This window comes from Tropicibacter sp. S64 (assembly GCF_049803835.1).
GTDB lineage: Bacteria > Pseudomonadota > Alphaproteobacteria > Rhodobacterales > Rhodobacteraceae > Pacificoceanicola.
In genome coordinates this window covers 26,240-41,109 of record NZ_JBNAGK010000024.1, presented here as the reverse complement: position 1 = coordinate 41,109, position 14,870 = coordinate 26,240, and the positions used below count along the sequence as shown (strand labels likewise).

The 14,870-nt window shown below is 65.4% G+C and carries 13 protein-coding genes; 4 read left to right on the top strand and 9 right to left on the bottom strand.

The window, feature by feature from the left end; all coding sequences use genetic code 11:
- The 4 genes from gap to ACP159_RS24740 form a co-directional block, all read right to left on the bottom strand.
- A partial coding sequence (gap, locus tag ACP159_RS24755) for a type I glyceraldehyde-3-phosphate dehydrogenase (protein ID WP_425102362.1) occupies nucleotides 1–928 on the bottom strand: 928 nt, incomplete at its 3' end.
- A gap of 31 nt (nucleotides 929–959) precedes the next feature.
- Entirely contained in the window at nucleotides 960–2,933 is a 1,974-nt protein-coding gene (tkt, locus tag ACP159_RS24750) for a transketolase (protein WP_425102361.1), read from the bottom strand.
- A 12-nt stretch (nucleotides 2,934–2,945) separates the two neighbouring features.
- The gene (locus tag ACP159_RS24745) at nucleotides 2,946–3,824 is read right to left on the bottom strand and encodes a phosphoribulokinase (RefSeq protein ID WP_425102360.1); all 879 of its coding nucleotides are present in this window, start codon (nucleotides 3,822–3,824) and stop codon (nucleotides 2,946–2,948) included.
- A 22-nt stretch (nucleotides 3,825–3,846) separates the two neighbouring features.
- Entirely contained in the window at nucleotides 3,847–4,848 is a 1,002-nt protein-coding gene (locus ACP159_RS24740) for a class 1 fructose-bisphosphatase (RefSeq protein WP_425102359.1), read from the bottom strand.
- Between the two features lie 93 nt (nucleotides 4,849–4,941).
- Here ACP159_RS24740 and ACP159_RS24735 point away from each other — a divergent pair, with 93 nt between their 5' ends.
- Entirely contained in the window at nucleotides 4,942–5,877 is a 936-nt protein-coding gene (locus tag ACP159_RS24735; RefSeq protein ID WP_425102358.1) for a LysR family transcriptional regulator, read from the top strand.
- On the opposite strand, the gene ACP159_RS24730 is transcribed toward ACP159_RS24735, so the two are convergent.
- The 4 genes from ACP159_RS24730 to ACP159_RS24715 form a co-directional block, all read right to left on the bottom strand.
- Nucleotides 5,867–8,110: a nitric oxide reductase activation protein NorD gene (locus tag ACP159_RS24730; protein ID WP_425102357.1), complete on the bottom strand. Its 2,244-nt coding sequence runs from the start codon at nucleotides 8,108–8,110 to the stop codon at nucleotides 5,867–5,869. The two genes, ACP159_RS24735 and ACP159_RS24730, sit on opposite strands and share 11 nt — an antisense overlap.
- Nucleotides 8,111–8,183: 73 nt before the next feature.
- Nucleotides 8,184–8,987, bottom strand: coding sequence for a CbbQ/NirQ/NorQ/GpvN family protein (locus ACP159_RS24725; protein ID WP_425102356.1), 804 nt, complete (start codon nucleotides 8,985–8,987; stop codon nucleotides 8,184–8,186).
- 66 nt (nucleotides 8,988–9,053) lie between these two features.
- Nucleotides 9,054–9,410 carry a ribulose bisphosphate carboxylase small subunit gene (locus tag ACP159_RS24720; protein WP_425102355.1) on the bottom strand — a complete coding sequence of 119 codons (357 nt, stop codon included), beginning with the start codon at nucleotides 9,408–9,410 and terminating at the stop codon, nucleotides 9,054–9,056.
- Between the two features lie 30 nt (nucleotides 9,411–9,440).
- A complete protein-coding gene (locus ACP159_RS24715; protein WP_425102354.1) occupies nucleotides 9,441–10,871 on the bottom strand; it encodes a form I ribulose bisphosphate carboxylase large subunit in 1,431 nt (476 codons plus the stop codon).
- A gap of 127 nt (nucleotides 10,872–10,998) precedes the next feature.
- On the opposite strand from ACP159_RS24715, the gene ACP159_RS24710 reads away from it, so the two are divergent.
- The 3 genes from ACP159_RS24710 to ACP159_RS24700 all read left to right on the top strand — a co-directional run bounded on the left by ACP159_RS24710 (nucleotide 10,999) and on the right by ACP159_RS24700 (nucleotide 13,020).
- Nucleotides 10,999–11,880 (top strand): LysR family transcriptional regulator, encoded by an 882-nt coding sequence (locus tag ACP159_RS24710; protein WP_425102353.1) that lies wholly within the window; start codon nucleotides 10,999–11,001, stop codon nucleotides 11,878–11,880.
- A 323-nt stretch (nucleotides 11,881–12,203) separates the two neighbouring features.
- Nucleotides 12,204–12,665: a hypothetical protein gene (locus ACP159_RS24705; protein ID WP_425102352.1), complete on the top strand. Its 462-nt coding sequence runs from the start codon at nucleotides 12,204–12,206 to the stop codon at nucleotides 12,663–12,665.
- 31 nt (nucleotides 12,666–12,696) lie between these two features.
- The gene (locus ACP159_RS24700) at nucleotides 12,697–13,020 is read left to right on the top strand and encodes a hypothetical protein (protein ID WP_425102351.1); all 324 of its coding nucleotides are present in this window, start codon (nucleotides 12,697–12,699) and stop codon (nucleotides 13,018–13,020) included.
- 25 nt (nucleotides 13,021–13,045) lie between these two features.
- On the opposite strand, the gene ACP159_RS24695 is transcribed toward ACP159_RS24700, so the two are convergent.
- Nucleotides 13,046–14,650 (bottom strand): winged helix-turn-helix domain-containing tetratricopeptide repeat protein, encoded by a 1,605-nt coding sequence (locus ACP159_RS24695; RefSeq protein ID WP_425102350.1) that lies wholly within the window; start codon nucleotides 14,648–14,650, stop codon nucleotides 13,046–13,048.
- Between the last annotated feature and the right edge of the window lie 220 nt (nucleotides 14,651–14,870).

Here is a 14,870-nt window from a genome sequence, read left to right as displayed (position 1 = left end):
TCAGGATGCGGACCATGGTGCCGTCCATGACCTTGGTCTGGTCCGTGTGGAAGACCGACGAATGCGGGTCATGGTTGAAGTCGGAGCTGACGAGTTTCTTGTCGGTGTAGCCGAGGATGCCCTTGAGCGGGCCGTCGGCGGCATCGCGGATCGCGTCGTTGATCTCCTGCACGGTGGTCGCGCGGGACGCCTCGAAGGTCAGGTCGACGACGGAGACGTTCGGCGTCGGCACGCGGATCGCGACCCCGTCGAGCTTGCCGTTCAGTTCCGGCAGAACCAGCCCCACGGCCTTCGCCGCGCCGGTGGACGTCGGGATCATCGAGAGCGCGGCCGCGCGGGCGCGGTAGAGGTCCTTGTGCATGGTGTCCAGCGTCGGCTGATCACCGGTGTAGCTGTGGATCGTGGTCATGAAGCCTTTCACGATCCCGACGGTATCGTTGAGCACCTTGGCCACCGGCGACAGGCAGTTCGTGGTGCAGGAGGCGTTGGAGACGACGATGTCGTCGCTGGTCAGCACGCTGTCATTGACGCCGAAGACGATGGTCTTGTCGGCACCGTCGCCGGGGGCGGAAATCAGCACGCGCTTAGAGCCATTCTCCAGGTGCGCCTTGCACTTCTCCTTGGAGGTGAAGATGCCGGTGCACTCCATCACCACGTCGATGTGGCTCCACGGCAGCTCGGCGGGATTGCGGATCGCGGTCACCTTGATCGGCCCGCGGCCCACGTCGATCCAGTCGTCGCCGGAGGACACCTCGACCGGGAAGCGGCCATGGACGCTGTCGTATTGCAGCAGGTGGGCGTTGGTTTCGACCGGGCCGAGATCGTTGATCGCGACGACCTCGATGTCGGTGCGGCCGGATTCGATGATCGCGCGCAGGACGTTGCGGCCGATGCGGCCAAATCCGTTGATGGCGACTTTCACTGTCATGTCCTTGATCTTTCTTGTCGTTCCGTTTGAATCAAAGCCGGGCGATGGCAGCGTCGGCCACGGCCTGCGCCGTGAGTCCAAAATGGTCATAGAGCAGGTCCGCTGGGGCGGAGGCGCCGAAGCCGGTCATGCCGATGAATCCGTCCTCGGGCCGCAGCACCGCGTCCCATCCCATGCGGATCGCCGCCTCGACACCGATGCGCGGCGCGGACCCCAGCACCTGTGCGCGATAGGCGTCGTCCTGCAGCGCGAAAAGCTCGAAGGACGGAGCCGAGACGACCGCGGCCTTAACGCCCGTCCCGGCGAGCCGGTTGGCCGCAGTGATAGCGATCTCGACCTCCGATCCCGTGGCGATCAACGTCACGTCGCGGGGGCCGTCCGCCTCATGCAACACGTAGGCACCTTTGGCCGACAGGTTTTCCGTCACGGCATGGCGCAGCGCGGGCAGGTTCTGGCGCGACAGCGCCAGCACCACCGGAGTCCTGGTGGATGCGAGGGCGATTTCCCAGGCTTCGGCGGTTTCCATCGCATCCGCCGGGCGCAGCACGCACAGGTTCGGGATTGCGCGCAACGAGGCCAGCGTCTCCACCGGCTGGTGGGTCGGGCCGTCCTCGCCAAGGCCGATGGAGTCATGCGTCATCACGAAGATCGTGGGCACCTGCATCAGCGCCGCCAGCCGGATCGCCGGGCGGGCATAGTCCGCGAAGACAAGGAAGGTTCCGCCATAGGGCCGGAAGAGTCCCGACAGCGCGATGCCGTTCATCGCCGCCGACATGCCGAATTCTCGGATGCCGTAGTGAAGATAGCGGCCGGAGAAATCGCCGGGCGCCACCGATGTCAGCCTCTTGGTCTGGGTCAGGTTCGATCCGGTGAGATCGGCCGAACCACCGATGGTGAAGGGCAAGGCGGTGTTCACCACCTCCAGCGCCATCTGGCTGGCCTTGCGAGTGGCGACCTTTGGCTTGTCCGCGACGAGTGACGCCTTGTAGGCCGCCATTGCCTCCCCCAGCGCGGCGGGATCAGCGGCGCGATGCGCCTCGAACGCTGCGCGGTGCGGTGACGCCGACAACCGGTCTTCCCAAGCCGCCCGGGCCATTGCACCACGCGCCGCGATGGCGGACCAGGCGTCATATACGTCGTCCGGCACCTCGAATGCGGGGTGGGTCCAGCCCAGTGTCTGCCGCGCGGCGGCGATTTCAGCCTCGCCCAGCGGTGCGCCATGCACGTCGTGGCTGCCCTGCTTGTTGGGGGCGCCGTAGCCGATCACGGTGCGGCAGGCAATCATCGACGGGCGCGGGTCGCGGCGGGCCTCTTCCAGCGCGTCGGCGATTTCCGTGGCGTTGTGGCCGTCCACCGCCAGCACATGCCATCCGGCAGCGGCAAACCGCGCCATCTGGTCGGTCGAGGTCGACAGGTCCGTGTCGCCGTCGATGGTGATGCGGTTGTCGTCCCAGAGCAGGATCAGATGACCGAGGCCCATGTGCCCGGCCATGTCGATCGCCTCGTGGCTGACGCCTTCCATCAGGCAGCCGTCGCCAGCGATGACATAAGTGAAATGGTCGATCAGATCGCCAAACCGCGCCTGCCCGAGCCGCTCCGAAATCGCCATGCCGACAGCGGTGGCCAGACCCTGCCCCAGCGGGCCGGTCGTGACCTCGATCCCCTTGGCATGGCCATATTCCGGGTGCCCTGCGGTGCGATAGCCCATCTGGCGGAAGTTGCGCAGCTGGTCCATGTCCATGTCGTCATAGCCCAGCAGGTGGTTGACGGCATAAAGCAGCATCGACCCGTGCCCCGCCGAGAGGACGAAGCGGTCGCGGTTCGGCCAGTCCGGCGCTGCCGGGTCGAGGGTAATGAAGCGGTTGAACAGCACGGTGGCGACATCGGCCATGCCCATCGGCATGCCGGGATGGCCGGAGTTGGCGGCCTGCACCGCGTCCATGGCAAGGGCGCGGATTGCACCTGCCATGCGGCGCTCGTCGGCCTGGGTCATCGGGGCGGTCATGTCGGTTCTCCTTCAGGCACGCGCCTTGCGCGCGACGGTGACAAGGCGTTCGATGAGCGGGGTCAGGATGAGCTGCATCGCCAGATCCAGCTTGTTGCCGGGGATCACGATGGAATTTGCGCGGCTCATCCAGGAGCCATGGATCATCGAGGTGAGATAGGGAAAGTCGATGCCGCGCGGGCTCCTGAAGCGGATCACGATCAGGCTCTCGTCCGGCGTCGGGATCCAGCGCGCGATGAACGGGTTCGACGTGTCGACCATCGGCACGCGCTGGAAATTGATGTCGGTCTCGGTAAACTGCGGGCAGATGCAGTGCACATAGGCATGCATGCGGCGCAGGATCGTATCGGTGACCGCCTCGGTGGAATAGCCGCGGCTTTCGCGGTCCCGGTGGATCTTCTGGATCCATTCTAGGTTGATGACAGGCACCACGCCGATCTTCAGATCGGCCAGCGCGGGCAGGTTGACCTCGTCGTTGACGACCGATCCGTGAAGACCCTCGTAGAACAGCAGGTCCGACCCGTCCTCGAAGGGCGCCCAAGCGGTGAATTCGCCAGGTGGCACGCCGGTCCGTTCCGCTTCCTCGGCGTCATGGACATAGGTGCGGGTGCGGCCTTTGCCGGTCTGGCCATATTCGCGGAATACACGCTCGAGTTCGCCAAGTTCGTTGGCGTCGTAGGAAAAATGCGAAAACGTCTGGTCGCCTTCGGCCTGCCGCCGCTCCAGTTCGGCCCGCATGTCGGCGCGGTTGTAGCGATGGAAGGCGTCGCCTTCGATCGACACGGCGGTGATGCCTTCGCGGCGAAAGATCTGGTCGAAGGTCTTCTTGACCGTCGAGGTGCCCGCGCCGGAAGACCCGGTGACGGAAATGATGGGATATCTGGTGCTCATGGGATGATCCTCGGGCTTGCGGTCAGGCGCGGAACAGGCCGCGCTTGCCAAAGAGCGCGGATGTCTCTTCGGCGGGCAGGTCGTGATAGGTTGCGACGCGGGCGACCTTGTTGGCGGAGCCGAAGACGAAGGGCGTGCGCGCATGCAGGGCGTCCGGCACCGCATCGAGGATGCGTTCCTGCCCGTCGGTGGCACGCCCGCCCGCCTGTTCGACCAGAAAGGCGATCGGCGCGCATTCATAGACGTAGCGCAGCCGACCATGGAGATAGCCGGGCCGCGCGTCGGACGGATACAGGAATATCCCGCCGCGGGTCAGGATGCGGTGCGTTTCGGCAACCAGGGAGGCAATCCAGCGCATGTTGAAGTCATGGCCCGTGGGACCCTCGGCCCCGGCGACGCGGTCATCCACATAGGCGCGGATCGGCGCGTTCCAGTGGCGGTAATTCGATGCGTTGATGGCGTATTCGATGGAATCCGCCGGGATCGGCGCGGGCGCAGCGGTCAGTGTGAACCGCCCGGTTTCGGGATCGAGCACGTATTTCAGCACCCCGTCGCCCAGCGTCATCAACAGCGCGCATTGCGGCCCGAAGATCGCATAGCCCGAAGCCAGCAGGTCGCGGCCCGGCCGGAGGAACGAGGCCCCGGTCGTGTCCTCGGCGGGATAGATGCCGAAGATCGTGCCGATCGAGACATTCGTGTCGATGTTGGACGATCCGTCCAGCGGGTCGATGGCCACGGCAAACCGGCCCTGCGGGTTCAGCACAACGACGGCGTCCTGTTCCTCGGACGCGTAGTGGCGCACCGCGCCCCCGCGCAGGGCCTCCATGAACGCTTCATCCGCGATGACGTCCAGCGCCTTCTGCGCATCGCCATCGGTGTTTGTGCCGACGGCTCCGCCGAGCGCCTCGTCGATCCCGCCCCGTGCGATGCGGTGGGCCAGCTTCGCCGCGACACCGGCCAGACGGTCGATTTCCGCTGCCAGCGCGGGGTCTGCCCCCGGTGGCATTCGATCAAGAGCTTGCATATGGGTTGTCCTCCCTGACAACTCAATGCTTGCGGCAAGCCGGGTTTTTGAGGAATTTAAAAAAATGGAAGTTTGCATCAGAAAAATTGAATCATGCGTCTCGATGCCCTGACACTGAAGCAGATGCGCGCCCTTCTCGCGGTTGTCGAGACCGGGTCTTTGACGCTTGCAGCGGAAAGCCTGCACCAGACGCCACCCGCAATTCATAGCCAGATCAAGAACTTGGAGTCTGCCGCGGGGCAGTCCCTGTTGCAGCGCGCCGCTGACGGATCGGGATTCCACGCGACGCAGGCCGGACAGGAGATGGTGATCGCCGCACAACGGATCGAGGCCGTTTTGTCGCATGCCGCACGCCAGATCGCGGCCATTTCGCAGGGTCGCAGCGGCCATGTCGTGCTCGGCACGGTGTCCACTGCCAAGTATTTCGCGCCCCGACTCGTACGGCTCCTGCAGGATCGAATCCCCGATGTGGAGATCACGCTGCGCGTCGCCAACCGCAGCGAGACCATCGCGGCGCTGGACCGGGGCGACTACGACCTTGCCATCATGGGTCGCCCGCCGCGCAATGCGCTTGCCCGCGCCGTGCCCTTGGGGCCGCATCCGCATGGCGTCGTCCTGCCACCGGATCATCCCCTGGCGGGACAGGACGGCTACGACACCGCCGCACTGCTGCGGGAGACCTTCCTGAGCCGCGAGGACGGGTCCGGCACGCGCATCCTGATGCAGCGCTTCATCGAACGCCTGGCCGAGGGCCACGCCCCGCGGATGGTGGTCATGCCGTCGAACGAGACGATCAAGCAGGCGGTGCTTGCAGGCCTGGGTATCGCGTTCCTGTCGCTGCATACCGTGCATGACGAGGTGCAGGCCGGGCGGCTGGTGCTGTTGCGCGGGATGGGCCTGCCGGTCATGCGGCATTGGTACATGATCCCCGGCACACCCGATGCCACGTCGATTTCCATGGCAACGAAGCGCTGCGCCGAAGAGATCGAGGCGCTCGGGGGTGTCTACCTGCCCAAACTCACTGGGTGAGCGCGGCGTAGAGCTGCGGCAAGCGTTCGGGCAGACGCTCCACCCGGTCGAGGATCATCGCGCCGCGCGGGCTGAAGATGCGTTGCACATAGGCATTCGCGCCGGGATCGAGCGTCAGGCAAAAGGGCGTGATACCCACCTTCCGCGCCTCTTCCACCGCACGCCGGGCATCGGCGCGCAGGTATTGCGGATCGCGCACGTCGATGTCGGCGGGCGCGCCGTCTGTCAGGACCAGCATCAGCTTGCGCGCGGCCATGACGCGTGCCATCTGCGCTGTGGCATGGCGGATCGCCGTGCCCATGCGGGTGGACAGCTCCCCTTTGGCCCCCATCAGCCGCGCTGCGGCGGTGGCGTCCCAGCCTTGGCCGAAATCCTTGAACCGCTCGTAGTGCACCTGAGCCCGCCCATCCGAACAGAAGCCGTGGATCGCGAAGGCATCGCCGACGCGGTGGATCGCCTCGGACAGCAACACGCAGGCGGATTTCGTCAGGTCCAGCACGGTCTGGCCGTCGGCGGTGGGGTCGTTGGTGGACTCCGACAGGTCCAGCAGAACCATCACGGCGGTGTCGCGCGTCTTGCGGACCTGCCGCATCATCACCCTCGGGTCGGGCTGGCGGCCCATGCGAACGTCGATGGCGGCGGTGATCGCGGCGCCGATGTCGATCTCGTCACCGTCCTCCAGCTTGCGGATGCGCTGCGGTCCCTGCGGGCGCATCGCCTCAAGCCGGTACTTCAGCCATTGCAGGACGGGGCGGTGTTCGTCGAGGATCGCCTTGGCCATCCCCGGATCGCCCAGCCTCGGGCGACGTTCCAGCACGGTCGCCCAGGCCGGGCGCATCATCTGGATCCTGTGGTCGAACTCGTCGTAGAAGACCGGTGGCGCGACGGGGTCGCGGCCTTCCCTCTCGTTGAAGCTGGTGCCGTCGTCGTCGAAAAACTCGGCGGATTGCACCCAGATTTCCTGTGCATCGTCGCCTGCGGTCTCGACCTCCACCTCGTTCACCATCTCGGTGACGCTGACGTACTTGCGCACCTGCGGCGGGGGCAGATGGCCGGCGTCGAATTCCACCTCCTCGAACTGCCACAGAAGCCGGTTGTCGCAGCGATAAGGACAGGCGGGATGATCGTTATAAGCCGAATAGGGCAGCCCGCGCAGCCGGTCGGCCAGTTGCAGACCAAGCCTGCGGGCAGCTTCAGGATCGGTCAGATCGAGCGTCGCGAACTGCCCGCGCGCCCAATCCGCAAGGGGGCTTCCGGCACTCCGTCCGGGGATCAGCAAGGCCCGCGCGATGCGGTCGAACTCACCCGCGATGCCGCTGCCCGTCTGGCCATGGAACCGCGCCCAGAGGTCGCGCAATCGGGGCAGACGGGCGATGGCCAGCGCCTCGGCGCGGGCGTCCTCGATCAAGCCGATGCAGGTGGATTGCAACGCGTTCAGCCCTTCGCCCCGGATCGGTTTGCGCAGGCAGGCCAGATGCGCCGCCAGATGTGCCGTCTGCGCACGGAACAGGTCCAGCGCGGGAACCGATTTAGCTTCCTGCCCTGCCGCATCGCTACCTGCTGGCTGCCAGTCGTCCAGCGCATCGGGCAGGTGCAGGCTGAAGGCTTCGTAATAGGGGCGCAGGCCGGACCGGTCCTCGAAATCCCCCGAGGTAGGTGTGATGGTGAAATCCCGCCCCCAGAGCGCCCGGAGATACATCATCAGCCGCCGCTGCACGTCCACCAGCAGCGTGCCCTTGCGCTCGCGTTGCACGATCGCGCGGCTTTCCTCGGACTGGAGCGCGAAGTAGCGGGTGAGTTCCCTGAAATCGCTGCGATGCGCGTCGATGCCCCAGTCGGCCCAGCGGCGCAGGCCGCCAAGGGTCAGCACGTCGAGCAGGTCCTGAAGCTGGTCCAGCATCGGCCGGACGGCCCGCGGGGCCCGCGCCAGCATGTGTTCGATGAAGCGCAGGTAGTGCAGGAACAGCGTGGCGTCGCCGAGCCTACGGCCGGCAAGCGGCGCGGTTTCCAGCAGCCGCGCGATGACGGCGCCGGAGGTGCGCGAGGCAAATCCCAGCAGCAGCGGCAGGAGTTCGGACAGCACGTCCTCGCCGAGATCCGCGGCCAGCGCCGCGCCCGCTTCGATCCAGGCGATCACCGGATCTTCGCCGCGTCCGAGCCGCGACAGCGAGGCAACCCCGTTCAGCCAAAGGTCGAGCGCCCTGGGCGACAGTTTGCGGCGTGCGTCCGGCAAGGCCGCGAAAAGGGCCTCGCGCACCGGCGTCGGCAATCCGTCAGGCAGGGCGGCGTGCTCGGGTGGCAGGGGGTCAGAACCAGGTGGCGACGGCGGCATCGAGAGCATCACGCATGTCCGGATCGTCGGTGATGGAGTGCACAAGGGCCATGGAACAGGCCGCGCGCGGGTCTATGCCGCCGCGGATCAGCCGCCCCGCGTGGATCAGCATCCGTGTCGACACACCTTCGTCCAGTCCATGTCCCTTGAGGTTGCGCGACCGGGCGCCGATCTCGACCAGCTTCTGCGCGGTCTGTTCATCGACTCCGGATTCATGCGCGACAACTTCGGCCTCGACCTCCGGCCCCGGCCAGGTGAAATCCATCGCCCCGAAGCGCTGCTTCGTGGATTGCTTGAGGTCCTTCATCAACGACTGGTAGCCCGGGTTGTAGCTGATGACGATCAGGAAATCGGGGTGAGCCCGGAGCAACTCTCCCTTCTTGTCCAGGGGCAGCACGCGGCGGTCGTCGGTCAGCGGGTGAATCGCCACCGTGGTGTCCTGCCGCGCCTCGACCACCTCGTCGAGATAGCAGATCGCGCCATGCCGGGCGGCGAAGGTCAGCGGTCCATCCTGCCAGCGGGTGCCGTCCGCATCCAGCAGATACCGACCGACCAGATCCGAGGCGGTCATGTCCTCGTTGCAGGCCACCGTCACCAGCGGACGACCCAGCCGCCAGGCCATATGCTCGACGAAACGGGTCTTGCCGCAGCCGGTGGGGCCCTTGAGCATGACGGGAATGCGGGCCTCCCAGGCGGCGGTGAACAGCGCCACCTCATCCGTGGTCTCGCGCCAGTACGGGGCTTCGGCCACGCGGAAATCGTCAAGTGCGTCCTTCATGGGTTGCTCCTCCCCGGGGTTGGGGCGCCCTGTCGCGGACGGCCCGGGTTTTCCGATCAGGACAGCTCAGACCATCTGGCCGCGATAGACGACCATGTTGGCGCCCTGGCTCTGGGTGAAGTTGTCGTAGCCCAGCAGGCGGACATGGTGCGCCGGGTTCGCGTCGTGGCATTCGTCGATCTCGGCCAGGATCGCGTCCACATCCGTTTCGCCAAACATCGGCAGCTTCCACATGTACCAGTAGTAGCCGCCGGCATTGGCCGGTTCGGTGTGTTCGATCGCCGGGTTCCAGCCGTTGTCGACGATCCACTGCACCTGCTTGCGGACCTGGTCCTTTGTCATCGGCGGCAGGTAGGAAAAGGTCTCCATCTTGCGGCTGGCCGGGTCGGACAGGCGCGAGGGGTAGTCTTGGACGTTGCTCATTGTCATGTTCCTTCGGGGTTCGCGGGGATATCAGCGGTGCTGCACGTCGAGCTTGTCGACCGTGTCGAACTCGAACTTGATTTCCTTCCAGGTCTCCATCGCGGCCCTCAACTCGGGCGAATGCCGGGCCGCCGCCATCAGGATGTCCTTGCCCTCCTTCTCGATCTCGCGGCCCTCGTTGCGGGCCTGCACGCAGGCTTCCAGTGCGACACGGTTGGCGGCCGCCCCTGCGGCATTGCCCCACGGGTGACCGAGCGTGCCGCCCCCGAATTGCAGGACCGAGTCGTTGCCGAAGATCGAGACGAGGGCCGGCATGTGCCAGACATGGATGCCGCCCGAAGCGACCGGGAAGACGCCCGGCATCGAGCCCCAGTCCTGGTCGAAGAAGATGCCCATGGCGCGGTCTTCCTTGATGAACCGGTCGCGCATCAGGTTGATCCAGCCGAGCGTCGCGTTGCGGTCGCCTTCCAGCTTGCCCACCACGGTGCCGGAATGCAGGTGGTCGCCGCCAAGGAGACGCAGCAGCTTGGCCAGCACGCGAAAGTTGATGCCGTGGTTGGGGTTGCGGTCCATGACGGCATGCATCGCACGGTGGACATGCAGCAGCATGCCGTTGTCACGACACCATTTCGACAGCGAGTTGTGCGCCGCCCAGCCCAGCGTCAGGTAATCGGACATGATGATCGGCGTGCCGATCTCCTTGGCGAACTCGGCGCGCTTGAACATCTCCTCGACCGTGGGCGCCGTGACGTTCATGTAATGGCCCTTGCGCTCGCCGGTCTCGGCCTGTGCCTTGTCGATGGCCTCCTGGCAGAACAGGAAGCGGTCGCGCCAGCGCATGAAGGGCTGCGAGTTGACGTTCTCGTCGTCCTTGGAGAAATCGAGCCCGCCGCGCAGCACTTCGTATACGGCGCGACCGTAATTCTTGGCTGACAGGCCCAGCTTGGGTTTGATCGTGCAGCCCAGCAGCGGGCGACCGTATTTGTCCATCTTGTCCCGCTCGACCTGGATGCCGTGCGGCGGGCCATAGCAGGTCTTGACGAACCAGATCGGGAAGCGCACGTCCTCTAGCCGCAGCGACCGCACGGCCTTGAAGCCAAAGACATTGCCGACGATGGAGGTGAAGACGTTCACCACCGAACCCTCCTCGAACAGATCGGCGGGATAGGCGACGAAGGCATAGAACGCCTCGTCTTGCCCCGGCACGTCCTCGATTCGGTAAGCGCGGCCCTTGTAGTGGTCGAGGTCGGTCAGCAGGTCGGTCCAGACCGTGGTCCAGGTGCCGGTCGAGCTCTCGGCGGCCACGGCGGCGGCGGCTTCCTCGCGCGGGACGCCGTCCTGCGGGATCACCTTGAAGACGGCAAGGATGTCGGTTTCCTTGATGGTGTAATCCGGCTCCCAATAGGTGGAGCGATACTCCTTCACACCGGCGTCGTATTTCCTGGGGGTCTGTATGTTCATGGTCCTGGGTCTCCTCCCCGTGGGCGGCACCAGAGGCCGGCCACTTGTGTCCCGGGCAGAAAGCCATGCGGAATAAATAAAGAAAAATGAATAGTTTTTATTCCAAGACTATGCGATCCTTTATTTCATGCGCTACTCGCTGAGACAAATGCAGATATTTCGGGAGGTTGCGCAGCAACTCTCCTACACCCGGGCGGCGGATACGCTGAACCTGACGCAACCTGCGACATTTGCGCAGGTCCGCCAGCTCGAGGAGCATCTGGGCCAGAAACTGATCGAGCGGATCGGCAAGACCCTGCACCTGACCGACGTTGGCAGGCTGGTCCTGCATTCGGCGCAGCACATGCTGGAAGAGGTGGACAACCTCGACATGGCGCTGGCCGAACTCGACGGTCTGGCGCGCGGGCGCCTGCGGCTGTCGGTCGTGTCGACGGCGAAATATGATATGCCGCGGCGCATCGGCGCGTTCATCGCGGCCTACCCTGGCATTGACGTCACCCTGACCGTCGGCAATCGAGAGGAGCTGATGGCCCGCTTCGCCGCGAATGCCGACGATCTTTACATCTTCGGCACGCCGCCTCGCGAACTGAAGGCAGCAAGCCGGGTCTTTGCGAAGAATCCGCTGGTCGTGATCGCCCCTGCGGGACACGCCCTGGCCGGGCGCGCGTCCCTGACCCTGGCGGACCTCGCCCGCTATCCGTTCCTGACGCGCGAAAGCGGATCGGGCACGCGGCTTGCGGTGGAGCGGGCCTTCGACGCCGCAGGCGTGTCGCCGGAAAAGTTGATCGAACTCGGGGCGAACGAAGCCGTCAAACAGGGCGTGATGTCCGGGTTGGGCCTGTCGGTCCTCAGCCGCAGCACCATCGAACTGGAACTGCGTCACGGCTACCTTGTCGAACTGAACATCGACTCCTTTCCGATCCTCCGTGACTGGAACGTCATCTGGCCGGAAGACAAGCGCCTGTCCCGGGCAGCGGTGGCGTTCCTCGACGGACTCGCCGATCCCTGACGCCGGGCGGACTTCGCAAGAAAGGGTCATGCGTGACGCACCATTGGCCCGAGCGACGCTGACAATGCGCAATTCGCCGGATTGGCCCGATTTCTTCCCAAGGATGTTGACCCTGCCGTGGCGCGGCCACGGACAGGAGCCCAGTGCAGGAGGCACAAGCACGTGAGACTTGCTTTGCCCTATGCTGGCGTCCGGGGGCAAACCGTTGTCAAACAAGGATTTTCATAAGATTTCAGATAAATTCCGAGGTTTCTTCAGGACGTTCGGCACAGCTGTGTCGCTGGCTGATCCGGTCATATCAGCCACTCCGGGAGACCCCCACGATGAACGCCCTTGCAACCGCCCTCATGGCATGGATCGCCGCCCATTCGTCTTACGACACGGCGACCATGCCGCTCCCCGACATCGCGCTTCTGACGCCGGAGGCGCTGACGGCGGAATTCTACCGTGACGCGCCTCAGGACATCCCGGCCAGCCGCGTAGACGCGCGGGTCATCGCGCTCTACAGCCACGAAGACGGGCCGCACGGCACGATATTCCTGCTCACCCCGGAACCGGCGTGGCCCGGCGACGATCCCTTGCAGGATCCGATTTTCCAGGAGCAGTTGCTGCATGAACTGGTCCACCACGCACAGCGCCTGTCGGGTGTCATGGACAGCTGGCAGTGCCGCAATCAGGGCGAGCGCGAGGCCTATCGCCTCGGCGGCCTGTTCCTTGCCCGGAACCACGCCACCGACCCGCTGCCGAACCGCGCCTTCTGGGGCGAAATCTACAGCCGTTGCTGATCCCCTTCCCCGAAACGATCGGATTGCCGACATGACCTTCTTCCCTATCCTGGCCGCCGCCCTGCTGACCCTGGGCCAGGTCGCCAACGCCGACATCATCCGGCTGACGACACCGATACAAGGCGTTTCCCTGCACGGGGGCGGTGTGGACATGGCCGTCTACTACGTGCGGGCGGGCGACCGTTTCGACGTCGTCGCCACCTATGGCCCACATGCGTGCCCGGCGGATGTGGGGCGCCGTCGCCTTGAGCCACACAGGACAACATGGAACGCTCTACCGTTTCAGCCGCGCCGGCACGATGATCGAGGTGTCCGCCGCGCCGGTGTACGCGGTCCATCACGACAAGATGCTTGAAGCGCGTTCCGGAAACTGACTGCCGTCACTTCTGCGCAAGCCGTGCCTCGGCCTGCGCTCGCGTGACCGGCCAGCTGGTCCGTTCCAATCCCTCGGCAAGGGGCACAAGCGCCGGCACCGCGTAGGCATCCACGAAGTAGTAGTCTTCGAGTGACGGAAAGGATGCGAGGCGCCGGAACCTGTCCAGCACCGCCTCGGCCTCGGCGGCTTCCCCAAGCGCCGCTGCCGCAGCCGCATGGACCGGGGCCATGAACGGCATCCGGCACTTCCGCGCCTCCCGCAGTGCCGTCTCCATGTCACCCGCATAATAGGCCGAGAAGGCAAGGGCGCTGTGATACCAGGCGGGCGCGGCGGGATTGAGGTCCAGCGCCCGCATCGACCACGCGACCGCCTGCGACGGTCCCTCTGCCTGCAGGTCGTTGAACGGGTAGGCGGATGCGGCCATGGCCAGCACGTCGGCAGTATTGGGGGCGAGGGCCACCGCCCGCTGCGCATCCTGCCAGGCCCCTGCGAAATCGCCTTCGAAGGTCCTGACCATCGCCAGGTGCGCCAAGATCAGCGCATCGCCCGGGTCCAGTCGGGCCGCCTTGCGCACATTGGCGTTGGATGCCTCGTACAGCGCCAGGGCGGCGTCGAGGTCGGGCGTGACGTCAGCCAGGAAATTCTGCACCCAGCCCAACACGTCATGGGCGGCGGCGAAATCCGGGTCCGCTTCAATGGCACGGGTCAGGTAACCGACTCCCTCGCGCAGCGGAGTCGGATCGTCGGGGTCGAGAAAATAGCTGTTCTTGGCTTGCAACCCCAGCATGTACAGATCCAGCGCACCCAGAGTGGCCGGAACCCGGCGCCGGGCGTTCTCCGCTTCGGCCTGACTGATCGCGCCGCTGATGCGGTCGCCGACACCGGACAGGACCTTGCCCGTCACGGTGTCGATGACATGGGTGACCTCGCTGTCCGGCAGGACCCAGGCCCCGCTCCAGAGGATGCGGGATGTGTCCGTCTCGACCATGCTGGCGGTCGCCCGCACGGTCCCGTTTGCGGACAGGAGGGTGCCATCGACCCGATACCGCGTCGGCAGATCCGGCACGTTCAGGCCATGGTTCTCGGCACCGATGACGTGCAGGGTTCTATCCCGAGACAGCGCCGCCGCGATTTCCGCTCCCATGCCGAGCCCGATCCGCTGCCAGCGCGGATCGTCGCCGAGACTGACAAACGGCATGATCCGAACCGAGGGTCGGTCGTCCGCGGGGATGGTCACCGTCCCGGCGACCGTCTGTTCCGGTCCCGACAGTCGCAAGCCCATCGCGGCCAATGCCCCGCACAGGACCACGACGGCGGCCAGGGCGGCAGGGATGAACCGTCTGCGACGCGGCTTTGGATGACTTTTTTCTGGCGCGTCCTGGGCCTGCGGGATGACAAGCCGGTATCCCTTCCGCGGAACCGTCTGCAACAGGCTGCGGCCGCTGTCTCCAAGTGCGCGGCGGATGTCTGAGATGCACTGGGTCAGACTGTCATCAGTGACGGCCACGTCCCGCCAGACCGCCGCAATCAGCGCATCTTTCGTCACCACCTCGCCAGCCTTGTCGACCAGCACCCGCAACACCTCGGTCGATTGCGGACGCAGAGGCACGTCCTGACCCGTCCTGGACGACAGGCGCCTCAGAAGCGGGTCGAATCGGAGCGGACCGAGGTCAACAATGCAGGTGTCAGCGTGCATGGAAGGTCATCCAGAGAGGCAAACCGGAAAGATCCAAAGAAATAAACCTGTAGACGCAAAAGCGTAACCGATAATCGCACACCACGCTTCGGAATGCACGGCATTCAATCAAACGCAGCACTCGGGACGCACA

Bases quoted from the DNA above. Each gene is read 5' to 3' on its own strand.
- ACP159_RS24705 (WP_425102352.1), top strand. From the start codon at position 12,204: ATGAACGCCCTTGCAACCGCCCTCATGGCATGGATCGCCGCCCATTCG.
- ACP159_RS24735 (WP_425102358.1), top strand. From the start codon at position 4,942: ATGCGTCTCGATGCCCTGACACTGAAGCAGATGCGCGCCCTTCTCGCG.
- ACP159_RS24710 (WP_425102353.1), top strand. From the start codon at position 10,999: ATGCGCTACTCGCTGAGACAAATGCAGATATTTCGGGAGGTTGCGCAG.
- ACP159_RS24740 (WP_425102359.1), bottom strand. From the start codon at position 4,848: ATGCAAGCTCTTGATCGAATGCCACCGGGGGCAGACCCCGCGCTGGCA.
- tkt (WP_425102361.1), bottom strand. From the start codon at position 2,933: ATGACCGCCCCGATGACCCAGGCCGACGAGCGCCGCATGGCAGGTGCA.
- ACP159_RS24745 (WP_425102360.1), bottom strand. From the start codon at position 3,824: ATGAGCACCAGATATCCCATCATTTCCGTCACCGGGTCTTCCGGCGCG.
- ACP159_RS24700 (WP_425102351.1), top strand. From the start codon at position 12,697: ATGACCTTCTTCCCTATCCTGGCCGCCGCCCTGCTGACCCTGGGCCAG.
- ACP159_RS24725 (WP_425102356.1), bottom strand. From the start codon at position 8,987: ATGAAGGACGCACTTGACGATTTCCGCGTGGCCGAAGCCCCGTACTGG.
- ACP159_RS24720 (WP_425102355.1), bottom strand. From the start codon at position 9,410: ATGAGCAACGTCCAAGACTACCCCTCGCGCCTGTCCGACCCGGCCAGC.
- ACP159_RS24715 (WP_425102354.1), bottom strand. From the start codon at position 10,871: ATGAACATACAGACCCCCAGGAAATACGACGCCGGTGTGAAGGAGTAT.